At 63.4% G+C, this 21,382-nt stretch carries 21 protein-coding genes and 1 tRNA gene; 12 read left to right on the plus strand and 10 right to left on the minus strand.

The window, feature by feature from the left end; translation table 11 throughout:
- Positions 1–6: 6 nt before the first annotated feature.
- The 3 genes from ACGYLX_RS08365 to ACGYLX_RS08375 are packed head-to-tail and all read left to right on the plus strand — an operon-like array spanning position 7 to position 3,781.
- Positions 7–1,098, plus strand: a complete 1,092-nt coding sequence (locus ACGYLX_RS08365; protein ID WP_394411255.1) for a microcin C ABC transporter permease YejB — start codon at positions 7–9, stop codon at positions 1,096–1,098.
- Positions 1,098–2,204 carry an ABC transporter permease gene (locus tag ACGYLX_RS08370; RefSeq protein ID WP_394448569.1) on the plus strand — a complete coding sequence of 369 codons (1,107 nt, stop codon included), beginning with the start codon at positions 1,098–1,100 and terminating at the stop codon, positions 2,202–2,204. The genes ACGYLX_RS08365 and ACGYLX_RS08370 overlap by 1 nt, the downstream gene beginning before the upstream one ends.
- Entirely contained in the window at positions 2,201–3,781 is a 1,581-nt protein-coding gene (locus ACGYLX_RS08375) for an ABC transporter ATP-binding protein (RefSeq protein ID WP_394448571.1), read from the plus strand. The genes ACGYLX_RS08370 and ACGYLX_RS08375 overlap by 4 nt, the downstream gene beginning before the upstream one ends.
- Before the next feature lie 118 nt (positions 3,782–3,899).
- Here the strand turns inward: ACGYLX_RS08375 and ACGYLX_RS08380 are convergent, their stop codons facing one another.
- Complete coding sequence (locus tag ACGYLX_RS08380) at positions 3,900–5,363, minus strand: D-alanyl-D-alanine carboxypeptidase family protein (protein WP_394448573.1); 1,464 nt, start codon at positions 5,361–5,363, stop codon at positions 3,900–3,902.
- Between the two features lie 262 nt (positions 5,364–5,625).
- Complete coding sequence (locus ACGYLX_RS08385; protein WP_394448575.1) at positions 5,626–6,333, minus strand: HAD family hydrolase; 708 nt, start codon at positions 6,331–6,333, stop codon at positions 5,626–5,628.
- Between the two features lie 156 nt (positions 6,334–6,489).
- On the opposite strand from ACGYLX_RS08385, the gene clpS reads away from it, so the two are divergent.
- The 7 genes from clpS to ACGYLX_RS08420 all read left to right on the plus strand — a co-directional run bounded on the left by clpS (position 6,490) and on the right by ACGYLX_RS08420 (position 11,340).
- Positions 6,490–6,813, plus strand: coding sequence for an ATP-dependent Clp protease adapter ClpS (gene clpS, locus ACGYLX_RS08390; protein WP_067268646.1), 324 nt, complete (start codon positions 6,490–6,492; stop codon positions 6,811–6,813).
- Positions 6,814–6,816: 3 nt separating this feature from the next.
- Positions 6,817–7,809, plus strand: coding sequence for a class I SAM-dependent methyltransferase (locus tag ACGYLX_RS08395; RefSeq protein WP_067268613.1), 993 nt, complete (start codon positions 6,817–6,819; stop codon positions 7,807–7,809).
- 19 nt (positions 7,810–7,828) lie between these two features.
- Complete coding sequence (locus ACGYLX_RS08400; protein ID WP_067268615.1) at positions 7,829–8,629, plus strand: SDR family NAD(P)-dependent oxidoreductase; 801 nt, start codon at positions 7,829–7,831, stop codon at positions 8,627–8,629.
- An 89-nt stretch (positions 8,630–8,718) separates the two neighbouring features.
- A tRNA-Met gene (locus tag ACGYLX_RS08405) sits at positions 8,719–8,795 on the plus strand.
- Positions 8,796–8,932: 137 nt separating this feature from the next.
- On the plus strand, positions 8,933–9,364 hold the full coding sequence (locus ACGYLX_RS08410; RefSeq protein WP_067268618.1) for a thioesterase family protein: 432 nt from the start codon (positions 8,933–8,935) through the stop codon (positions 9,362–9,364).
- Positions 9,365–9,439: 75 nt separating this feature from the next.
- Complete coding sequence (locus ACGYLX_RS08415; protein ID WP_394448578.1) at positions 9,440–10,408, plus strand: Gfo/Idh/MocA family protein; 969 nt, start codon at positions 9,440–9,442, stop codon at positions 10,406–10,408.
- Positions 10,405–11,340, plus strand: coding sequence for an acetamidase/formamidase family protein (locus tag ACGYLX_RS08420; protein WP_394448581.1), 936 nt, complete (start codon positions 10,405–10,407; stop codon positions 11,338–11,340). The genes ACGYLX_RS08415 and ACGYLX_RS08420 overlap by 4 nt, the downstream gene beginning before the upstream one ends.
- A 68-nt stretch (positions 11,341–11,408) precedes the next feature.
- Here the strand turns inward: ACGYLX_RS08420 and ACGYLX_RS08425 are convergent, their stop codons facing one another.
- The 7 genes from ACGYLX_RS08425 to hmgA all read right to left on the minus strand — a co-directional run bounded on the left by ACGYLX_RS08425 (position 11,409) and on the right by hmgA (position 19,016).
- Positions 11,409–13,088, minus strand: coding sequence for an ABC transporter substrate-binding protein (locus tag ACGYLX_RS08425; protein ID WP_394448584.1), 1,680 nt, complete (start codon positions 13,086–13,088; stop codon positions 11,409–11,411).
- A gap of 235 nt (positions 13,089–13,323) precedes the next feature.
- Positions 13,324–13,512, minus strand: a complete 189-nt coding sequence (locus tag ACGYLX_RS08430; protein ID WP_394411282.1) for a DUF2783 domain-containing protein — start codon at positions 13,510–13,512, stop codon at positions 13,324–13,326.
- Entirely contained in the window at positions 13,509–15,116 is a 1,608-nt protein-coding gene (locus ACGYLX_RS08435; protein ID WP_394448587.1) for an FAD-dependent oxidoreductase, read from the minus strand. The genes ACGYLX_RS08430 and ACGYLX_RS08435 overlap by 4 nt, the downstream gene beginning before the upstream one ends.
- 10 nt (positions 15,117–15,126) lie before the next feature.
- On the minus strand, positions 15,127–15,381 hold the full coding sequence (locus ACGYLX_RS08440) for a hypothetical protein (RefSeq protein WP_394448589.1): 255 nt from the start codon (positions 15,379–15,381) through the stop codon (positions 15,127–15,129).
- Positions 15,381–16,331, minus strand: a complete 951-nt coding sequence (locus ACGYLX_RS08445) for an MBL fold metallo-hydrolase (RefSeq protein WP_394448592.1) — start codon at positions 16,329–16,331, stop codon at positions 15,381–15,383. The genes ACGYLX_RS08440 and ACGYLX_RS08445 overlap by 1 nt, the downstream gene beginning before the upstream one ends.
- Before the next feature lie 46 nt (positions 16,332–16,377).
- Entirely contained in the window at positions 16,378–17,631 is a 1,254-nt protein-coding gene (gene fahA, locus ACGYLX_RS08450) for a fumarylacetoacetase (protein WP_394448595.1), read from the minus strand.
- A gap of 23 nt (positions 17,632–17,654) precedes the next feature.
- Complete coding sequence (gene hmgA / locus ACGYLX_RS08455) at positions 17,655–19,016, minus strand: homogentisate 1,2-dioxygenase (protein WP_394448598.1); 1,362 nt, start codon at positions 19,014–19,016, stop codon at positions 17,655–17,657.
- A 66-nt stretch (positions 19,017–19,082) separates the two neighbouring features.
- Here hmgA and ACGYLX_RS08460 point away from each other — a divergent pair, with 66 nt between their 5' ends.
- A complete protein-coding gene (locus tag ACGYLX_RS08460) occupies positions 19,083–19,532 on the plus strand; it encodes a MarR family winged helix-turn-helix transcriptional regulator (protein WP_067268636.1) in 450 nt (149 codons plus the stop codon).
- 26 nt (positions 19,533–19,558) lie between these two features.
- A complete protein-coding gene (locus tag ACGYLX_RS08465; protein ID WP_394448600.1) occupies positions 19,559–20,443 on the plus strand; it encodes a DMT family transporter in 885 nt (294 codons plus the stop codon).
- Positions 20,444–20,445: 2 nt separating this feature from the next.
- On the opposite strand, the gene ACGYLX_RS08470 is transcribed toward ACGYLX_RS08465, so the two are convergent.
- A complete protein-coding gene (locus ACGYLX_RS08470; protein WP_394448603.1) occupies positions 20,446–21,255 on the minus strand; it encodes a division plane positioning ATPase MipZ in 810 nt (269 codons plus the stop codon).
- Positions 21,256–21,382: the final 127 nt, after the last annotated feature.

Here is a 21,382-nt window from a genome sequence, read left to right on the forward strand (position 1 = left end):
GACCAAATGGGAGCCTATATCCTCAGACGGCTTTTGCTGGTGATCCCGACGTTGTTCGGCATCATGCTGGTCAACTTCGCACTGGTGCAATTCGTGCCCGGTGGCCCGGTGGAACAGGCCATCGCCCGGATTCAGGGCGGCGGTGACGTCTTTGGCGGTTTCGCCGGGGGCAACAACGATGCCGGTGTCGATACCATGGCCCGCGGGTCCGACAGCACCTATGTCGGCGCACGCGGCTTGCCGCCCGAGTTGATCGAGGAATTGGAGAAGGAATTCGGCTTCGACAAACCCCCGGTGGAGCGGTTCTTTCACATGCTGTGGAACTACATGCGGCTCGATTTTGGCGAGAGCTATTTCCGCGCCATCAGCGTGATCGACCTGATCAAGGAAAAGCTGCCGGTCTCGATCACGCTAGGTCTCTGGTCGACGCTGATCGCACACTTGGTCTCGATCCCCTTGGGCATCCGCAAGGCGGTGCGCGACGGGTCGCGGTTCGACACGTGGACCTCGGGCGCGATCATCGCGGCCTATGCGATCCCTGGCTTTCTTTTCGCCATCCTGCTCTTGGTGCTCTTCGCCGGCGGCTCTTACTGGCAGATCTTCCCGTTGCGGGGCCTGACCTCGGATAATTTCGACAGTCTCAGCCCCTTGGGCAAGGTGGCCGATTACTTCTGGCACATCACCCTGCCGGTGCTGGCCTCCACGATCTCGGCCTTTGCCACGCTGACGCTGCTCACGAAGAACAGCTTTCTGGACGAGATCAAAAAGCAATATGTCATCACTGCCCGTGCCAAGGGGCTGTCCGAGCGCAAGGTGCTCTATGGCCATGTCTTCCGCAATGCGATGCTCATCGTGATCGCCAGTTTCCCGGCGGTCTTCATTTCGGTCTTCTTTGGCGGGTCGATCATCATCGAAACGATCTTTAGCCTCGACGGCCTTGGGCGTTTGGGCTTCGAGGCGGCGGTGGCGCGTGACTATCCGATCGTCTTCGGCACGCTCTTCATCTTTGGCCTCATCGGCCTTGTCGTCGGCATCCTGTCGGACCTGATGTATGTGCTCGTCGACCCGCGCATCGACTTCGAGAAGAGGGAAGGCTGATGGCACTCTCTCCGCTGAACCAGCGCCGCTGGCGCAATTTCACCGCGAACCGGCGCGCCTATTGGTCGCTGTGGATCTTCGCGATCTTGTTCGGGATTTCGCTGCTGGCCGAGTTCGTGGCGAACGACAAGCCGATCCTTGTCAGCTACCGGGGCGAATATTACACGCCGATCTTCAACTTCTACCCCGAGACCGCCTTCGGCGGCGATTTCCAGACCGAGGCCGCCTACCGCGATCCCGAGGTGCAATGCCTCATCGCCACCGGCGGGCTGGAGGACTGTTTCGACGACCCCGAGGGCTATATCATCGACGCCGAGGATGGCGAGGTTGAGGGCGAGGCGATTGAGAAGGGCTGGGCGCTTTGGCCGGTCATCCCCTATTCCTTCGACACCGCCGTGGACCGTCCCGGCGCCGCACCCCTGCCGCCCAACGGGCAGAACTGGCTCGGGACCGACGGCACCAAACGCGACGTGATGGCACGGGTGATCCATGGCTTCCGGCTCTCGGTGGTGTTCACGCTGATCGTCACCGGTGCGGCCTCGATCATCGGTATCCTCGCGGGCGCTGTGCAAGGCTTCTTTGGCGGCTGGCTCGATCTCATTTTCCAGCGCATCATCGAGATCTGGTCCTCGACCCCGTCGCTTTACGTCATCATCATCATGTTCGCCATTCTGGGGCGCAGCTTCTGGCTTCTGGTGGTCCTGCTGGTGCTGTTCTCATGGACCGCGCTGGTGGGCGTGGTGCGGGCCGAGTTCCTGCGCGCCCGTAACCTTGAATATGTCCGCGCCGCCCGCGCCCTTGGGGTCCGCAATGGCACCATCATGCTGCGGCACATGCTGCCCAATGCCATGGTGGCGACGCTCACCATGCTGCCGTTTATCATCACCGGTACGATCTCGACGCTGGCGACGCTCGACTTCCTCGGCTTCGGCCTGCCGTCCTCGGCGCCGTCGCTGGGCGAATTGACGTTGCAGGCCAAGCAGAACCTGCAAGCGCCATGGCTTGCCTTCTCGGCCTTCTTCACCTTTGCCATCATGCTGTCGCTTCTGGTCTTCATCTTCGAGGGCATCCGCGACGCATTCGACCCCAGAAAGACCTTCTCGTGACTGCATTGTTGGACGTCAAAGACCTGCAAGTCTCCTTTCGGCAGGACGGGCAGCTGATCCCGGCGGTGCGCGGGGTGAGCTTTGCCGTCAACCGCGGCGAGACGGTGGCGCTGGTGGGCGAAAGCGGCTCGGGCAAGTCGGTCTCGGCGCTGTCGACCGTGTCGCTGCTGGGCGAAAGTGCCGAGGTGAGCGGGTCGGTCACCTACAACGGCCAGCAGATGATCGGCGCCGACGACAAGCTGTTGCGCGACGTGCGCGGCAACGACATCTCCTTCATCTTCCAAGAGCCGATGACCTCGCTCAACCCGCTGCACACGATCGAGAAGCAGTTGGCGGAATCGCTGGCGTTGCATCAGGGGCTGCAGGGAGAGGCGGCGCGGGCGCGGGTGCTGGAGCTGCTTCAGCAGGTCGGCATCAACGACGCGGAAAGCCGCATGGGCGCCTATCCGCACCAGCTTTCGGGCGGGCAGCGGCAGCGCGTGATGATCGCCATGGCGCTGGCCAACAAGCCCGACATCCTGATCGCGGACGAGCCGACGACGGCGCTCGACGTGACCATTCAGGCCCAGATCCTCGACCTGTTGAAGGATTTGAAGGACGAGATGGGGATGGGGCTTTTGTTCATCACGCATGACCTCGGCATCGTGCGGCGCATCGCGGACCGGGTCTTCGTCATGCAAAAGGGGCTGGTCGCCGAGGAAGGCCCGACGGCGGAGATTTTCGACAACCCGCAGCACCCCTACACGCGCAAACTGCTCGGCGCAGAGCCCACGGGCGCGCCCGCCCCGGTGGCCGAGGATGCGCCCGAGGTGCTGCGCACCGATAATCTCAAGGTCTGGTTTCCGATCCAGAAAGGCCTGCTGCGCCGCACCGTGGGCCATGTGAAAGCCGTCAACGACACCAGCCTGTCGATCCGCGCGGGCGAGACCCTGGGCATCGTCGGCGAAAGCGGCTCGGGCAAGACCACGGCGGCGCTGGCAATCATGCGGCTCATCGGCTCGGAAGGGGAGGTGACCTTCCGCGGCGAGGACCTGCGCAAATGGTCTACCAAGAAGCTGCGCCGGCTGCGCGCCGACATGCAGATCGTCTTTCAGGACCCCTTCGGCTCGCTCAGCCCGCGGATGACCTGTTTCCAGATCATCAGTGAGGGGCTGGCGATCCACAAGATCGACAAGGGGCGCGACAAGCGCGAGTTGGTCGCCGAGGTGATGACCGAGGTTGGGCTCGACCCCGCGACGATGGACCGCTACCCGCATGAGTTTTCCGGCGGTCAACGCCAGCGCATCGCCATCGCCCGCGCCATGGTGCTGCGCCCGAAGCTGCTGGTTCTGGACGAGCCGACCTCGGCATTGGACATGACAGTGCAGGTGCAGATCGTTGATCTTCTGCGGGATTTGCAGGCGAAATACGGGCTGGCCTATCTCTTCATAAGCCATGATCTGAAAGTGGTGCGGGCCATGTCGCACAAGGTGATGGTGATGAAACGCGGTGACGTGGTGGAATATGGGGATGTCGACGCGCTTTATGACAATCCGCAGACGGAATACACACGGAACCTGTTGCAGGCGGCAGGGTAAGCGGGCGTTGCATTTGCGGAGAGGGTAGGGGGGGCGCTGCCCCCATCGCGCCGGGGGCGCGATTCCCCCGCGGTATTTTTTAAAGGATGAAGATGAAGGGGCGGCGCGGGTTGCGCGTTTAGCCTTCGCTGGGGCCGATCATGAAGCAGCTGACGTTGCGCGCGGCCAGACGGCGGCAGGCGAGGTCGGCGCTTTCGCGGGACATGCCGAGGAAGTTCGCGTCAAAGCCTTGTGGGCGGCGCACCACTTTGCGCAGCGTGCCATCGAGGGTCGACATTTCGGCCAAGGCGGTTTTCAGCAGGACCTTCTCGGCGGCGTAGCGGCTGGGGAAACGGCCCACGTTCACGCCCCAGTGGCGCCCGCCGGAGGTGGAGACGCGGGTCACGATCTCTTGCTCTACCGCCTGTTGTACCGCCAGCGTCACGTCCTTGGGGCGCGGTTCGGGGCGGGGGGAGGCTTTGGCGGCGGCGATGACGACCTCGGCCTCATTGGCCTCTGGCGTGGGCGCGGCGGCGGGCGGGGTTGGCGCCGTCTCAACCGCTTCGCGCAGCGCTGCGGTGATATCGCTGTTGGAGACCACGCTGGTTGCCTCGGGCGCGGCGGCGGTGGCCACGACCACGACGTCGCTGCGGGGGCGCAGTTGTGGGCGTTTGGAGGTGGTGACGGCGCCGACGAGGCGGATCGTTTTGCCTGCGGCGCCGGGGGCGGTTTCCACATCGGCATAGACGGGTGGGACCGGTTTGCGCAGCGGCGCGGAGGAGGGCGCGCGGCGGAAGCCGAGGTCCATAAGCTCGGCCACTTTGGCGTTGCGCGAGGCGGTGGATTTGCCGCCGAAGACGGTCACGATGATGCGCTCATTGCCCCGTTCGGCCGAGGCGGTGAGGTTGAAGCCAGCGGCGCGGGTGTAGCCGGTCTTGATGCCATCCGCCCCTTTGTAGGACCCCAGAAACCGGCGATTCGTATGGGAGACCTTGCGCACGCCTGCGTCGGCGGTGATGCGCGAGAAGAGGTTGTAGTATTGCGGGTAATCATAGAGCAGGTGGCGGCCCATCCGGGTCATGTCGCGGGCGGTGGAGAGGTGGCCGCTCTCGGTCAGCCCGTGCATGTTTTTGAACGTGGTGCGCGTCATGCCAAGCTGTTTGGCAGTGCGGTTCATCCGGCGGGCGAAGGCGGCCTCAGAACCACCGATGGCCTCGCCGATCGCGGTGGCGGCGTCATTGGCGGATTTTACGGCGGCGGCGCGGATCAGATAGCGCAGGGCGATCTTTTGGCCCGGGCGCATGCCCAATTTGCTAGGCGGCTCGGAGGCCGCGTTTTTCGAGATCGTCACTTGGGTGTCGAGAGAGATTTCCCCCCGTTCGACCGCTTGGAAGGCGATATAGAGGGTCATCATCTTGGTCAGGGAAGCCGGGTGCAGGCGGGTATCGGCATTCTCCGCGTGGATTTCTTTGCCGGTGCGGGCGTCGATGACATAGGCGGCGTAGGGGGCAGCGATCGCGCTGAGGGGCAGGAAAACCAGAACCCAGAGTGCCGCGAATAGAAATAGCCCGTAACGGGCCGGCTGAATGCGCCGAGCCTTCATATTTGCCTGCCTTTTACTGCCTCAGGCCGCCGATTTCTGGCTGACCATTTATTAATTGGTTCAAGGCTAGCATAGGACGCTGCATCGCGGAAGCCGTCGAATCCAGTGAACAGGGGAAAAAGGGGCGGATCTCTCCTCCAATATGTAGAGGCTTGCACACATCAACCCACTATAAGCGCGAATAAGGCAAGAATTGGGCGGAAATTGGCCCGCAGTGCGGCATTTTCGGCGATGTGTCAGAACGACTCAGGCGCGGGGCGAGTCACCCCGACACGATCTTTTCGATCGTTTCTGGGAGGCCTGAGAGGTCCCTAATCTCGGCGAAACGGGGGGAATTGGTTGGCGCTTCGGCATGTTCCATTGCCGATGTGAGGTCGTGAGGCACGTAGATGCCCCAGCCGCCTGCCGCGATCATCGGGCGCACGTCGGAGGCCATCGAGTTGCCGACCATCAGCCCCCGTTCGGCACCTTGGCCGTGCTGCTCAAAAATGTGGCGATAGGCGGCTTCGGTCTTGTGAGAGACGATTTCGACCGCGTCGAACCTGTCGCGCAGGCCCGATTGGGCCAGTTTGCGTTCTTGGTCCAGCAGGTCGCCTTTGGTCACCACGATGAGCCGGTAGTCGCCGCGCAGGTTTTCCAGCACGTCCTCGACATGGGGCAGCAATTCGATGGGATGGTCCAGCATCTCGCGCCCGGCGGCAAGCAGATCGCTGATCACCTCGGCGGGGACTTTGCCCTCTGTCACCTCGATCGCGGTCTCGATCATCGACAGGGTGAAGCCTTTGATTCCATAGCCGTAATGCGGCAGATTGCGCCGTTCGGCCTCCAGCAGCCGGGCCATCAGGTGGTCGCGTTCACTATGTTCGGCGAGAAGGGCTGCAAAACGGTCGTGAGAGAGTGCAAAGTAGCGTTCATTATGCCACAATGTGTCATCCGCATCGAAACCGATAGTGGTGAGTGCCCCGCCCATATGTGCTGCCTCTTTCCTAAATTGGTTCAGGGGTTATATAGACGGCTGCACGACGAACAAGCTCTACCCCCAGCCGCAGGAGCAGCAATGCACCGTGACGACGTGAAAGCAGATTGGACGATCCAGCCCGCAGGCCGGTCCGCGCCGGGCGCGTGGATGATGGCCGACGGCCCCAAGGATGACGACGACAGCGAGTTGCTGACCAAGACCCGCCCCAAGACCAAACGCCCGCCGCTCTACAAGGTGATGTTGCTGAACGACGATTTCACCCCGATGGAATTCGTGGTGCATGTCTTGGAACGTTTCTTTGGCCTGAACCATGCGCAGGCGTTCGAGATCATGTTGACGGTTCACAAGAAGGGGCTGGCCGTGGTTGGCGTCTTTAGCCACGAGATCGCGGAGACGAAAGTGGCGCAGGTGATGGATTTCGCCCGGCGTCACCAGCACCCGCTGCAATGCACCATGGAAAAAGAAGAATAACACGTGATTGATCCGCGACTGGAACTGGCCCTGAACGGCGGTGGGCTGGACCTGCCCGAAACTGGAGTGATCGCTGTCTTTCAGCCCCCCGTGGATGCGGATCTGGCCGGTCTTCCGCCTGAGCGTTGCAAGATCATTCACGATTTCAAGCCCGCCTATGACGCGTGGACGGCGCGGGGCTATGAGGCGGCGCATTCGATCGAGGGGCGCTATGCTGCGGCCATCGTCTGTCTGCCGCGCGCCAAACATGAGGCCCGCGCTTTGGTGGCCCAAGCTTGTGCCGTAAGCGATGGGCCGGTGGTGGTCGATGGGCAAAAGACCGATGGCGCGGATTCCATCCTGCGCGAGATGCGGGCGCGGGTGACGGTGCAGGGGCCGATCTCCAAGGCGCATGGCAAGCTTTACTGGATCGACGCGGGCGCGAGCGATTTTTTCACCGATTGGGAGGCTGGTCCGGCCCAGACCGAAGGCGGGTTTTGGACCGCGCCGGGGGTGTTCTCTGCCGATGGGGTCGATCTGGCCTCGGCGCTTTTGGTGGATGTGCTGCCCGATAACCTCGGGGCCGAAGTGGCCGATCTGGGGGCGGGCTGGGGGTTCCTTTCGGCGCATGTTCTGACGCGACCCAAGGTGAAGACGGTGCATTTGGTCGAGGCCGGGCATATGGCGCTGGAATGCGCGCGCCATAACGTGACCGATGACCGCGCCGTGTTCCATTGGGAGGATGCCACCGAATGGCAGCCCCCGCACCGGATGGATACCGTGGTGATGAACCCGCCTTTCCACACAGGCCGCGCTGCCGAGCCGCAGATCGGTCAGGCCTTTGTCGCCGCGGCCGCGCGGATCCTTTCGGGGCAGGGCGATCTGTGGATGGTGGCCAACCGGCATCTGCCCTATGAGGCGGAACTGAAGAAACGCTTTGCTCAGGTGGCCGAGCTTGGAGGCGATGCGCGGTTCAAACTGTTCCACGCCACACGCCCGCTGACCCGGCGCCGCTGAGCCTTAAGGGGGTATCCCGATGTCATTCTCGATCTCTGGTAAAACAGCCATCATCACCGGCGCGGCGGACGGGATCGGCCTTGCTATCGCGCGGCATCTGGCCGACCGGGGCGCCAATGTGATGTGCGCTGATTCCAACGAGAAAAAGCTGATGGAAGAGTTGGGCGACACGCCGGACGACGGCAATATCCGCGTCTTTGCCGGTGATCTGCGCCAGCGGCTGACCATCGCCAACCTCGTCTCGGCCACGATCGATGCTTATGATCAGGTTGATATCCTCGTGAATGCCTCGCGGCAGGTGATGCCGACCGATCCGCTCGATGTGGAGGATGGCTCGGTCGAGACCCTGTTGCAGCAAAACCTGATGACGGCACTGCAACTGTCGCAGCAGGTGGCGCGGCGGATGATCAAACAGGCCGAGGGCCAGACCGAGGGGCAGGTGGGGTCGATCATCAACCTCAGCTCTATCGCGGCACAGCGCCACCAGCCGGATATGATGGGCTATGCCATCGCCTCGGCGGCGGTGCAGCAGATGACCCGCTCTCTGGCGCTGGTGCTGGCGCCGCATCGGATACGGGTGAATGCGATCTCTTTCGGTTCGGTGATGAGCGCGTCCCTGCGCGCTGCCGTGGCCGAAAACCGCGACTGGCGCGACGACATCCGCGCGCATACGCCGCTTGGCCGGATCGCCGGGCCGAACGAGCTTTGCGAGGCGGTGCAATTCCTCGCCGCTGAAAGTTCGGGCTTCATGACGGGCGAAATCATGACCATCGACGGCGGGCGCACCCTGCTCGATGTGGTGTCGGCCCCCGCGCATTGAGGGCGGGCGGCAGTTTTCTGTGGCAAAAGTGAAATCATCCAGATTTCTCCCTTGACCCCAATGCCAAGCTGCCTTATCCGACGCGCCACGGCGTTATAGCTCAGTTGGTTAGAGCGAACGACTCATAATCGTTAGGTCCCTGGTTCAAATCCAGGTAACGCCACCATCCTCCCCCCTTTGTTTCAGATGAGCATCCGGCGTCAGCGCTGCTGCGTGTGCGCCGCGCTTGGGTTGCGCGTGGGGCTGGAAGGGATAGAAGATAGCCCATGCCCCGCGCGGGTTTGAGCAGATGAAAGCAGCCTTATGACCACGGAAAACTTCGTTCACGAGATCAACGTCACATGGGGCGATTGTGACCCGGCGCAGATCGCCTATACCGCGCGGCTGCCCTATTTCGCATTGGATGCGATCAACGCGTGGTGGGAGGCGCATTTTGACGGTGATGGCTGGTTTCAGCTTCAGATCGACCGCAATATCGGCACGCCTTTCGTCAACCTGTCGATGGATTTCCGCAGCCCGGTCACCCCGCGGCACAAGCTGATGTGCGAAACCTATCCGACGCGGCTTGGCAACAAATCCATCACCTTCGGCATGAAGGCGCGGCAGAATGGGGTGCTGTGTTTCGAGGGGTCGTTTACCTGCGTCTTCACCATTGCGGATGTGTTCAAAAGCCAATCCGCGCCCGAAGAACTGGCCCGCGTAATCAAACCACTGGTCCGCGCCGACCTCGCCTGAAGCAATCGCGCCGCGAGCAGTTGAAGTTCCCCCAATTGCAGCGTCTTATCGCGCAGCACATCGAGGGAGACGAAGATGACGATCAGGACTGCGGTAATCGGATTGGGGATCATGGGGCGGCGCATGGCCGAGAACATGGTGCTGCACCCTGACTTCACGGTCACCACTATGTGGGATCCCGACCCCGCGGCCTGCGCCGCCGCGCAAGAGGTCGCGCCGGAGGCGGTTGTCTCCGCCACGGCGTCCGAGGCGATGGCCGATGTCGATCTCGTTTACCTCGCCTGCCCTCCGGTGCCGCGCAAAGCCTATGCGCTTGAGGCCGCGGCAGCGGGCAAGGCGATCTTCCTCGAAAAACCGCTTGGCGTGGACATTGCCGAGAGCCGCGCCTTGGTGGCCGAGTTGCAGGCCGCAGGCGTTCCGGCGGCGGTCAACTTTACCCAAGCGGCGGGGGCGGCGCTGACCGATCTGACGCGGTCGATCCAAGAGGGCGCGCTTGGCGATCTTTGCGGCATCGACATCATCGTGACCTATCCGGCTTGGCCCCGCGCATGGCAGGTGGATGCCGATTGGCTGCGCTTTGCCGCTGAGGGGGGCATGACGCGCGAGGTGATCTCGCATTTCCTGTTCTTGAGCGAGCGGGTGTTGGGGCCACTGACCCTGCAATGGGCTCATGCGGAATACCCTGACGACAAGCTCTGCGAGACCCATGTTGCGGCGCGGCTGGTCAATGCCGAGGGCTTGCCGGTTTCGATCCTCGGCTCTGTCGGCGGCGCGCAGCCGGACCGGCAGGAGGTGACGGTGAAAGGCGCGAAGGCCAGCCGCCGCATCTCGGAATTCTCCATCGATACCGTCTCGACCGGGGAAGAATTCGCGCCGACCAGCGACGCCCCCGCCGACACCCGCGCCACCAGCCTCAAGGCGCAGCTTGACGACATGGCGCTGCTGATGGCGGGCAAGCCCAGCCGTCTGGCCACGCCAGAGGAAGCGCTGCGGGTGCAGCAACTGATCGAAGGCATCTTGGCCAACCGGGGGGCGCAGTCATGACCGCCACGCTGCATTCTTCGCCCGAGAGCTGCCATTGGGGCTATTTCGAGGCCAGCCGCCCGCCTGCGCTGACCATCCAAAGCGGCGAAGAGGTGATAATCAACACCGTCTCTGGCGCGCCCAATTGCCTGCCGCCCGAGGGCTTCCACGTCCCACCCGAACTCTACGACATCCACAAGGCAGGCCCGCCGCCGATGCCGGGCCATATCCTGACCGGGCCGGTCGCCGTCGAAGGCGCGATGCCCGGCGATGTGCTGAAGGTCGAAATCCTCGATGTCGCGCTGCGGCAGGACTGGGGGTATAACTTCATCCGCCCCTTGGCGGGCACGCTGCCGCAGGATTTCCCCGAGACCTATCACAGCAACATCCCGCTGGATGCAGAGCGGGGCGTCGCCCGGCTGCCTTGGGGGCTGGAACTGCCCTTGGCCCCGTTCTTTGGCGTGATGGCCGTGGCGCCGCCGCCCGAATGGGGCCGGATCGCCACCATCGAGCCGCGCAAACATGGGGGCAATCTGGACAACAAGGAACTGGGGGCGGGCAGCACGCTCTACTTGCCGGTCTTCAACGAAGGGGCGCTGTTTTCCTGCGGAGACGGGCATGGCGCGCAGGGCGATGGGGAGGTCTGCGTCACGGCGATTGAGACGGCGTTACAGGGCCGCTTCCGTCTGGCCGTGTTGAAGGACCGCGCGCTTAGCTATCCGCAGGCCGAAACCCCGACCCATGTGATCACCATGGGCATGGCCCCCGACCTCGACCGCTGCGCGGAGATAGCCCTGCGCGAGATGATCACATTGGTCTCAGCACGCGCGGGGATCAGCCGCGAGGATGCCTATGTGCTCTGTTCGCTGGCCGGCGATCTGCGGATCACCCAGACGGTGAATCGCGAGAAGGGCGTGCATATGATGATGGCGAAAGAGTTGATCGGCGGTTAACCGAGCCTCTGCGCCAAGAAAAAGGGCCGCATTGCTGCGGCCCTTTCGCGTGTCTAGCTAGCGGCAGATCATTCTTCCGCCCAAGCCATCCGCGCCGGGTGATATTCGAACCCGATGTGATGCGCGGCACCCACCAGCCCCTCGCGGGTGTGGTTGTAAAGCGAACGCCAGTAGGGCTGGATCGTGACACCATCGTCCTGCAGCATCTTCTCACCCTTCGCCATGATCTCGCGACGGGCGTTGACATCCGCCGTGGCCAGCGCCTCTGACAGCAGGGCGTCGAACTCGGGGTTGGCATAGCCGAACTCGTTCCACGCCTCGCCCGAGCGGTAGGCCAGCGCCCAGATTTGCACGCCCAAGGGCCGCGCGTTCCAGTTGGTGGAGGAGAAGGGGTATTTCACCCAGTCGTTCCAGAAGGTGGAGCCGGGCAGGATGGTGCGTTTGACCTTGATGCCCGCGTCGCGAAGTTGAGCGGCCACGGCATCGGTCGTGTCCTTGCGCCACGCATCGTCGATCGAGAAGAGCTCATGCTCGTAATCCGCCATCCCCGCCTCTTCCATCAGCGCGCGGGCGGCTTCAGGGTCGGTCTTGGGCGGCTCGACCTCGGCGTATTCGGGATGCATCGGGCCGACATGGTGGTTCTCGGCAACGATCCCGCGCCCGGCATAGCCCAGTTCCAGCAGAACCGCATTGTCGACGGCAAGTTGCAGCGCGTTGCGCACGCGCTTGTCCTCATAGGGTTTCATGCCGTCGACTTCGGCCAATTGGTTGGGGCGGATCACGATGGTCGCCGCCGTGGCGATCTCATTCTCGACCCAGCCGTCCAGCGTGCTCATCACGTCGATATATTCGCCTTCCATGGAGTAGAAAGCGTCAACCTCTTCGGCCTCGGCTGCGGCGATCCAAGCGGAGGGGTCGGTGCCGTAGTCGATGTATTCCAGTCGGTCGATGTAGGGTCCGCCGAAGACCTCGGTGCCCCACCATGTGTGATCGGGGTTCTTGACCAGTACGCTTTTCACGCCAACTTCGAGCGACTCGGGCAGGTAGGGGCCGGTGCCTTTCGGGTTTTCCAACATCGTGTCGGGGTCGAACCCTTCGGGCGTGATGGCGGCGGGGTAGTCGGCCATGCCGGGGATCAGCGTGATGTCGGATTTGGGCAGCGTGAGCTTGACGGTGTGGTCATCCACCACCTCGATCGCGCCTTCGATGGCCTTGCCGGTTTCCTCATCCACTAGCGTGGCGAAACGGCCCGCCATGGAGTTGCCTTCGAGCGACTTGTCGCACCAGCCTTCGATGTTGCGCGCCACGTCCTGCGCGGTGAAGGCGGTGCCGTCGTTCCATGTCACGCCCTTGCGGACGTTCAGCGTGTATTCGGTGGCATCGTCGTTGATCTCCCAGCTTTCCAGCAGGCCGGGGGTAAAGGTGCCGTCATTCTCCCAGATGGCGAGGTATTCCAGCCAACCGCGGCTGAAGTTGGCGATCTGCGACCAGTCATAGGTGCGCGGGTCTTTCAGGGCACGCACCTCCATCTGCATCCGCACGGTGCCGCCTTCCTTGAGGTTGGCATGGGCCGCCGCACGCGCGGGCGCGGCCATGCCAAGCATCCCGTAGGCTGTGGCGGACGTGGCCCCGAAGGCGCTCGCAATCGCCAGAAACTCGCGTCTGCTGACGGGGTCTTTCTTGGCGTTCTCGGCTGATGTCAGCACGGATTGCGGCAGCGGTTTTCCGGTGCGTGTCAAAAATTCCATGATTTTCCTCTCTGTTGGTGCGCTGGCCGGGCCATCGCGGATCCCCACTTTTCACGGTGGGGCAGGTGATGCAGTTGACCTGCTTTTGTCGCCTCTTGAGGTGGGCGCGGGGTGTTTAGTCTGCCGATCAGGCGCGTTGCGTCAAGCCTGTCGCGGGAAGTTGAGCAGCAAGCTAGCGCAGGAAAGCGGCCCGGCAAGCGCGGGCATGGGGGAAAAGTGCTGTGAGGCTGGCGGGTTAGGCCAGATCGCGCGCGGCTTTGAAAAGCGCCGCAAGCCGGGCCGGGTCGCCGAGTTCATTGGCCAGCATCAAAACCAATCGGGCGTTGAGGGCGTGGCTTTCATCCTCGGTCAGCCCTTCGTGGGCGGCCATGAGGGCGGCATAGACGCTGTCGCCCTCGGCGCCGAGGTTGTCTTCGAGGATCATGCGGTGGCTCCTTTCGCACGGTCAAAGGCGCGGGCAATCGCGGCGCTGTCGGGCTGGTCGAAAACCGCGCAGACATGGCCATCGGGGCGCAGCAGATAGAGGAACCCGCCGCCATAGCGCCGCTGCGCGTGGCCGTTCTTGCCCTGAAAACAGGGGTAAGCATCATGGGATTGATCGATGCCGATCCGGGCAAGGCCGGGCAGGTCGGGGGCGGTGATCTCGCCCACGGCGAGGAGGGTGAACCGGCCCTGAACCGCGCCCAACAGCCAGCAATCCCCCGCAGGCCCGACCAACGGCGCGTCGATCAATGCGCTGCCGGGGCGCAGGGGCGCGTCGCCTGCGGTTTGCAGCGGGCTATGGGCCAGCGTGCAGGGCTGCGACAACCGGCCTGAGTTGATCAGTTTGCGCGCGAAAGGGTGGCGTGCTGCGAGGGTCAGCACCTCGTTGCGAAACAGGGTCTCAATGGGGGATTTCGGCGTCATGAAATTGGTCGCGCGGGCGGAGTTGCGCATGTTTTCGTCCGCGCCATGGCCGCGTTCGATGTCATAGCTCTCGATCAGGCTTGGCGGCGCTTCGCCCTGCACCACAGCCGCCAGTTTCCAGCCAAGGTTGTCGACATCCTGCACCCCGCCATTGCCGCCCCGCGCCCCGAAGGGGCTGACCACATGGGCGCTGTCGCCGACAAAGACGACGCGGTCATGCACGAACCTCTCCAGCCGCGCGCAGCGAAACTTATAGACGCTCATCCAATCCAGCCGGAACGGCGCATCGCCCAGCATCTGTTTCAGGCGGGGGACGACCTTCTCTTCGGTCGCCTCGGCCTTCGGGTCGGTCTCTGGCCCCAGTTGCAAGTCGATGCGGTAGATGTTGTCGGGCTGTTTGTGCAGCAGCGCGGACTGGCCGTTGTGAAAGGGCGGGGCGAACCAGAACCACCGCTCGGGCGTGTCATGGTCGCCGAAGGGGGAGGTCTCCATCTCCACATCGGCAATGAGGAAATGTTCGTCAAAGGTCTGCCCCTCGAAGGGCAGGTTCATTCGTTTGCGCGTGGCCGAGCCTGCGCCATCGCAGGCGATGTACCAGTCGGTCTCAAGCCGGTAGGGGCCATCCGGCGTCTCGACCGTCAGCTCAACATGGTCGGCGTGGCCCTTGTGATCGGTCACCTTGTTGAGAAAGCGCAGGTCGATCAGGTCGGGGAATTCTTGCGCGCGTTCGATGAGATACTCTTCGACGTAATACTGCTGAAGGTTCACGAAAGCCGGATATTTATGCCCCGGCTCGGGCAGCAGGTCGAAGTTATAGACTTCCTGTTCCCCGTGAAACTGGCGGCCCACTTTCCACGTCACGCCCTTTTCCAACATGCGCTCGCCGATGCCGAGCCTGTCGAAAATCTCCAGCGTCCGTTTCGCCCAGCAGATCGCGCGCGAGCCGAGGGAGACGACGTTGTTGTCATCCAACACGACCGATCTGACCTCGCGCAGGGCCAAGTCCACGGCCATCGACAGGCCGATAGGGCCAGCGCCTACGATCACCACCGGGTGCCGCGGCTCGGGCGCGGTCAGGCCGGGTGGGGGGCTGTAGGGGAAGGGGGTGTAGGCATAGGCCATGGCGGTATCCTCAGAGAAAGGCGCGCAAGAGCAGCAGGGCTAGCAAGGCCAGCGACACCAGCGCCACCCGGCGGCGCGCACCGCGGTATTCGGGCGCGCGCAGCATCTTTGACCAAACCTGCGCCGTGTCGCGCAGCCCGGCGTAGGGCTGCTCGGTTCGGCGTGCCGCGTGGCGGCGGTGCTCCATCACCAGCGCGAAGACCAGATAGAACCAGAGCGCCAGCGCCAGAGCGATCAGGGCAGGAAGAAGCGCGGGCAGGGACATCAGTCCGACAGCGCCTCCCACATCTCTTTGTCGCGCGCCGCCGTCCAGATGCGTGGCGTGTCGATGTCCAGCGCCTCGTCATAGGCGCGGGCGACGTTGAAGGGCAGGCAGTGCTCATAGATCGCATAATCGCCGAACTTGGGGTCGCATTCGGCGCGCACGGCGTCCCATGCCTCTTTCAAGGTGCCGCCACGCAGAGCCACGCGGGCCGCCGGGCGGTAGGTGGAGCGGACGAAATCGGCGGTGCTGTCAATCGCGGCATTAACCATCTCGCGCCCCACCAGCGCGTCGCCCCGGCCCGGCGCGATGGCGTCGAGGTCGAAGGCGCGGATGCGTTCCAGCGTGGCGGGCCAGTCGTGGAAATGCCCATCGCCGCAGTAGCAGGCGGAGTGATATTCCACGATGTCACCGGTGAACATGACGTTCTGGTCCGGCACATAGACCACCGCGTCACCCGCCGTATGGGCGCGACCCAACTGCATGATATCGACCCGGCGTTTGCCGAGATAGACGCTCATCCGCCCGTTGAAGGTGGTGGTGGGCCAGGTCAGCCCGGGGATGCTCTCATGGCCTTCGAAGAGACGGGGGAAACGCTCGAATTCACTGTCCCAATCCTCTTGCCCGCGTTCGGCGACCATGGCGCGGGCCTTCTCGGACATGATGATCTGCGAGGCGCCGAAGGCAGACGCCCCGAGCACGCGCACAGCGTGGTAATGGGTCAGCACCAAATGGCTGATCGGCTTGTCGGTGACCGAGCGGACGCATTCGATGACCTTATTCGCGAGCCGCGGTGTCGCCTGTGCTTCGATGATCATCACGCTGTCGTCGCCGATGATCACACCGGAGTTCGGGTCGCCCTCGGCGGTGAAGGCGTAGAGCCCCTCGCCGACCTCGGTGAAGGAGATTTCCTTTTCGGTCATGTCGCCTTGGGATGCGAATTGCTTGGCCATGTGTTGTCCTTCTGTCTTGCTTCGCCAGCGCGGATGCGCGGCCTGTTCAGGAAAAGTCGATTGCCGGGCGGACCTTGCCGGTGCAGGCGCCGAAACCCACGCGAAAGCCATCGCCCTGCGCGTGGCCGGTGAGGGTCAGCGTGTCGCCGTCTTCGACAAAGCTGCGGGTGCTGCCGTCTGCGAGGGTGATCGGCTCCTTGCCGCCCCATGACAGTTCCAAGAGCGACCCGCGCTGCGATTTCTCGGGGCCGGAGATCGTGCCGGAACCGAGCAGATCGCCCGCGTTCATCGCACAGCCCGAAGAGGCATGATGCGTCAACTGCTGCGCGGCGGAGTAATACATCTCACGATAGTTGGTGCGGGCGATTTCCTCGGCCTCGCCGCCCTCGGGCTGGAGCATCACCGACAGGTCGATGTCATAAAGGCCGGGTTTGCTCTCGCGCAGATAGGGCAGCAGGTTTTTCTCCCGCGCGGGCGTCGAGGTGCGGAAGGGCTCCAACGCGTCGCGGGTCACGATCCACGGAGAGATCGACGTGGCGAATGCCTTGGCCTGAAAGGGGCCGAGCGGCTGGTATTCCCACGCCTGAATGTCCCGCGCCGACCAGTCGTTCAGCAGGACATAGCCAAAGATCATCTCATCCGCCGCGTCGATGCCGATCGGCTGGCCCATCTCGGTCGAGGTGCCGACGATCGCGCCCATCTCCAGCTCGATATCGAGTTTCTGGCAGGGGCCGAAATGCGGCGCTTCGGCCTCGGGGGCCTTCAACTGACCATTGGGCCGGGTGATCTCGGTCCCCGAGACGACGACGGTGGAGGCGCGGCCATTATAGCCGATGGGGATGTGCAGCCAGTTCGGCGGCAGCGCGTTCTCGGCCCCGCGAAACATGGTGCCGACATTCGTGGCGTGATGCTTGCCCGCGTAGAAATCCGTATATTCGGAAACCATCATCGGCATGTGCAACTGCGCGGCCTCCATCGGCACCAGATGGGGCGCCACGGCTGCCTGATCCGGTGCATCAGCGCTGAGCAGTTCGATCAACCGGGAGCGCAAGGAAGCCCAAGCCGTGGGGCCAAGGTCCATCACATCGTTCCAATAGGGCACATCGAACACCGGCTCTTCGGCGAGGGCGATCAGCCCCTCTTCCTCCAGCGCGGCCATGTCGAGGATCTGATCGCCGATGGCCACGCCGCAGCGCGCCTCAAGCTGATTGGTCGAAAAGACGCCGTAGGGCAGGTTGTTCAGCGGGAAATCGGTGGTGGCCGAATTGGCGCTCTCCACCCAAGAGGTCATCAGGGTCATATTGGTCCTTTCGCGGACAGCGGTCACTTCTTGCCCGGGGTGCCGTCGAATTTCTTCTCAAGGCTTTCCCAGCAGTCGATGTAATCGTCCTGTAAGGGCGCTTCGCGGGCGGCGAATTCGGTCAGATGCTGCGGAAAGCGGGTCTCGAACATGAAGGACATCGTGTTGTCGAGCTTATGGGGTGCCAACTCGGCATTCGACGCGCCCTCGAAGGCGTTCCGGTCCGGCCCATGCGGCAGCATCATATTGTGCAGGCTCATGCCCCCGGGAACGAAGCCCTTGGGCTTGGCGTCGTACTGGCCGTGGATATTGCCCATCAGCTCGGACATGATGTTCTTGTGATACCATGGCGGACGGAAGGTATCCTCGGCCACCATCCAGCGGTCGCGGAACAGCACGAAGTCGATATTGGCAGTGCCCTCGACGCCCGAGGGGGCGGTCAGCACGGTAAAGATCGACGGGTCTGGGTGGTCGAACAGCACCGCGCCCACGGGGCAATAGGTGTTCAGGTCGTATTTCACCGGCGCGTAATTGCCATGCCATGCCACCACGTCGAGCGGCGAATGCCCGATCTTGGTCTCATGGAACTGCCCGCACCATTTGATGGTGACGGTGGAGGGCACCTCGCGGTCCTCGAAAGCCGCCACGGGGGTTTTGAAATCACGCGGGTTCGCCATGCAGTTGGCGCCGATCGGGCCGCGTGCCGGCAGGTGGAACTTCTGGCCGTAGTTCTCGCAGACAAAGCCGCGCGCGGGGCCGTCCAGAACCTCCACCCGGTAGACCAGCCCGCGCGGAATGATGGCGATCTCCTGCGGGGCGACGTCCATGACACCCAACTCGGTGCAAAAGCGCAGGGAGCCCTCCTGCGGGACGATCAGCAACTCGCTGTCGGCGGAGTAGAAATAGCTGTCCACCATGCTTTCCGTGATGAGGTAGATGTGGCTCGCCATGCCAACTTGGGTGTTCACATCCCCCGCCGTGGTCATCGTGCGCATGCCGGTCAGCCAGGTCAGCGGCGTGTCGGAATGCGGCACCGGATCCCAGCGGTATTGGCCAAGGCTGGTCACATCCTGCGGCTGATGCGGCGCGGACTTCCAATAGGGCAGGTCGATCCGCGTGTAGCGCGACGAATGTTTGACCGAGGGCCGGATGCGGTAGCACCACGTTCGCTCGTTCTGATGAGAGGGTGCGGTAAAAGCCGTGCCGGACAGCTGTTCGCCATAGAGGCCGTAGTTGCATTTCTGCGGGGAGTTCATGCCCTGCGGCAAGGCGCCGGGCAGGGCTTCGGTTTCAAAATCATTGCCGAAACCCGGCATATAGCCCGGATGCGTGCCCGATGTGGTGGCCGCGGTTGTCATCGTCGATGGCTTGGACTGGCTGGTCATCTGTGCCCCCTTGCAGAATCTGTTACAAGCGTAATAGTTGGATTTGTAACTAACAAGCGGCGCAGCATGGCGGACGGTGACTTTCAGCTTCAGTATTTCCTGCCCTACCTGCTGAACCAAGCGGCGGAGGCGTCATCGCTTGAGTTTCAGCAGATCTACAAAAGCCGCTATGGCATGCTGCGCACCGAATGGCGGGTCTTGTTCCACCTCGGCCTCTATGGGCAACTCACGGCGAGCGAGATCGGCCAGCGCGCGCGGATGCATAAGACCAAGATCAGCCGCGCCGTGCACCGCCTGACCGAGCGCCGCTTCGTCACCCGCAGCCGCGATCCAGAGGATCGGCGGGTGGAGCATCTGTCGCTGACGCGGCAGGGCCAAGCGGCCTATGACGATCTGCGCGCCGTGGCGCAGCGCTACAATGCCGCGCTGATGGATGCGCTCGACCCTGCCGAGGCGGCGGTGCTGCGGCGGGCGCTGCTCAAGCTGTCGGATGTGGGGCAGGGGGGCTTTACTTAGCCCGTGGAAACCGCCACCGATGGCGCATGACCGATCAGACCAAAGGTCTCTTGCTCACCTTTCTTGGGGTGATGTGCATCGTTCCCGAAGCGCTTTTCGTGCGCGTCATCGACGCGCCGATGCTGACGCTCGCCTTTTGGAAGGTGACCCTCGTGGGCATGGCGATTGGCGCGGGCCTGCTGCTGGCCCAAGGCACCGCCCCCTTCCGCGCCCTCAGCCGCGCCGGATGGGCGAGCGCGATCTACATCGGCGGCGTGGCCTGCGCCGGGGTTGGCTTCGTGCTGGCCGTGCGCCTGACCTCGGTCGCGAATGTGGTCTTCATCCTCGCCTCGCTGCCGGTCTTTGCCGCGATCTATAGCCGGGTCTTTCTGGGCGAGCCGATCAGCCGGCGCATGTTCTTTACCATCGCGGCGGTGCTCGCTGGCTTGGCCGTGATCGCCTTCGGCTCGGGCGAGACCGAGAATGCCTCGCGCGCGGGCGATCTGCTGGCCCTGTCGATCTCGGCCATCTTCGCCGGAGCGCTGACAGCGGCGCGCCACGCGCGCGCGGTGTCGATGGTGCCAGCGGTGGCACTGGCCTATCTGCTGGCCGGTGCGGTGCTGCTGCCCGTGGCGCAGCCGCTGCACATGCCCACCGCAGAACTGCCGCAGATGCTGCTCTACGCGGCGTTCATGGCTGCCAGCGCCGGGCTCATCGCGCTTGGCCCGCGCTATATCTCAAGTGCGGAAGTGGGCCTGCTCGTTTTGTTGGAATCTGTGCTGGCGCCGCTGCTGGTCTGGGCGGTGCTAGGCGAAGACCCAGGGATCTACGCGCTGATGGGCGGTGGGATCGTGGTGGGCGCGCTGTTCCTGTCGAACCTCGTCGCCCTGTCGCGCCGCCGCCGGGTCGTGCCCCCGCTGCCGCGCCACTAGGATCAAAAGTCGGGGCTGACGCCCGGCAACTCCAACGCCTTGATCAATTCACGCAGCTCCTGCCGCGCGGCGATGTTCGAGATATTGAGCTGTTTCACCCCGATATCCTTGAGGTCCAGCAAGGTCAGACCGCGCGGGAAAAGCTCCCGAAAGATCACCCGCTCATTGAACCCCGGCGCGGCGCGGAACCCGATCCGTTTGCTGAGGTTGTTGATCGCGCGCTCCATCTTCTCCTTGTTGACCATGCGCTGCGCGCCCAAACGGTTGCGGACCACGATCCAATCAATCGCCGACAGCCCGGCCTGCGCCCTGAGCTGCCGCGCGTTCCAAACCATTTCGGAATAGACGGAGGGGCCGGTGATCTTTTCGCCATTGGCGTCGATATGGGCCAAAAGATCAAAGTCGATGAAACTGTCGTTCAGCGGCGTGATCAATGTGTCCGCCAGCGAATGGGCCACCTGACTGAGGCGCGTGTGCGAGCCGGGGCAGTCGATCAGAATGAAATCATTGTCTGGCTCCAGCGCCGCCACCGCCGCGCTCAGACGATGGTCATACATGTTCTCGCCGGGGCGCAGGCTGCTGGCCTCCACGTCCGGCAATTCGCAAAGCGTCGGACTGGCCAGCGTCAGGCCTGACTCGCGCATGAAGGCACGGCGGTTCTCGATATAGCGCCCAAAGGTCCGTTGCCGCAGGTCGAGGTCCAGCCCGCTGACCTTATGGCCAAGCCGCGCCAGCGCCGTCGCCACATGCATGGAAACGGTCGATTTGCCCGCGCCGCCTTTTTCGTTACCGACGACGATAATATGCGCCATACTGCTGTCCCTTCGCGCCTGCCCTTCAAGGCAGGATATTGTTGAGCCGCACTATATGTAGGGTTCACGCCTTTGGAAAGTGGCGAGGCCGCTTGTTGAGCCCGACCGTGGCAGCCCTGCCGCGTTT

It is taken from the genome of Sulfitobacter sp. 1A13496, assembly GCF_043557225.1.
In the GTDB taxonomy this organism is placed as follows: domain Bacteria; phylum Pseudomonadota; class Alphaproteobacteria; order Rhodobacterales; family Rhodobacteraceae; genus Sulfitobacter; species Sulfitobacter faviae.

Bases quoted from the DNA above. Each gene is read 5' to 3' on its own strand.
- ACGYLX_RS08415 (WP_394448578.1), top strand. From the start codon at position 9,440: ATGACGATCAGGACTGCGGTAATCGGATTGGGGATCATGGGGCGGCGC.
- ACGYLX_RS08460 (WP_067268636.1), top strand. From the start codon at position 19,083: ATGGCGGACGGTGACTTTCAGCTTCAGTATTTCCTGCCCTACCTGCTG.
- ACGYLX_RS08435 (WP_394448587.1), bottom strand. From the start codon at position 15,116: ATGGCCTATGCCTACACCCCCTTCCCCTACAGCCCCCCACCCGGCCTG.
- ACGYLX_RS08365 (WP_394411255.1), top strand. From the start codon at position 7: ATGGGAGCCTATATCCTCAGACGGCTTTTGCTGGTGATCCCGACGTTG.
- fahA (WP_394448595.1), bottom strand. From the start codon at position 17,631: ATGACCCTGATGACCTCTTGGGTGGAGAGCGCCAATTCGGCCACCACC.
- ACGYLX_RS08380 (WP_394448573.1), bottom strand. From the start codon at position 5,363: ATGAAGGCTCGGCGCATTCAGCCGGCCCGTTACGGGCTATTTCTATTC.
- clpS (WP_067268646.1), top strand. From the start codon at position 6,490: ATGATGGCCGACGGCCCCAAGGATGACGACGACAGCGAGTTGCTGACC.
- ACGYLX_RS08420 (WP_394448581.1), top strand. From the start codon at position 10,405: ATGACCGCCACGCTGCATTCTTCGCCCGAGAGCTGCCATTGGGGCTAT.
- ACGYLX_RS08445 (WP_394448592.1), bottom strand. From the start codon at position 16,331: ATGGCCAAGCAATTCGCATCCCAAGGCGACATGACCGAAAAGGAAATC.
- ACGYLX_RS08440 (WP_394448589.1), bottom strand. From the start codon at position 15,381: ATGTCCCTGCCCGCGCTTCTTCCTGCCCTGATCGCTCTGGCGCTGGCG.
- ACGYLX_RS08465 (WP_394448600.1), top strand. From the start codon at position 19,559: ATGACCGATCAGACCAAAGGTCTCTTGCTCACCTTTCTTGGGGTGATG.
- ACGYLX_RS08470 (WP_394448603.1), bottom strand. From the start codon at position 21,255: ATGGCGCATATTATCGTCGTCGGTAACGAAAAAGGCGGCGCGGGCAAA.
- ACGYLX_RS08410 (WP_067268618.1), top strand. From the start codon at position 8,933: ATGACCACGGAAAACTTCGTTCACGAGATCAACGTCACATGGGGCGAT.
- ACGYLX_RS08370 (WP_394448569.1), top strand. From the start codon at position 1,098: ATGGCACTCTCTCCGCTGAACCAGCGCCGCTGGCGCAATTTCACCGCG.
- ACGYLX_RS08425 (WP_394448584.1), bottom strand. From the start codon at position 13,088: ATGGAATTTTTGACACGCACCGGAAAACCGCTGCCGCAATCCGTGCTG.
- ACGYLX_RS08430 (WP_394411282.1), bottom strand. From the start codon at position 13,512: ATGATCCTCGAAGACAACCTCGGCGCCGAGGGCGACAGCGTCTATGCC.
- ACGYLX_RS08385 (WP_394448575.1), bottom strand. From the start codon at position 6,333: ATGGGCGGGGCACTCACCACTATCGGTTTCGATGCGGATGACACATTG.
- hmgA (WP_394448598.1), bottom strand. From the start codon at position 19,016: ATGACCAGCCAGTCCAAGCCATCGACGATGACAACCGCGGCCACCACA.
- ACGYLX_RS08400 (WP_067268615.1), top strand. From the start codon at position 7,829: ATGTCATTCTCGATCTCTGGTAAAACAGCCATCATCACCGGCGCGGCG.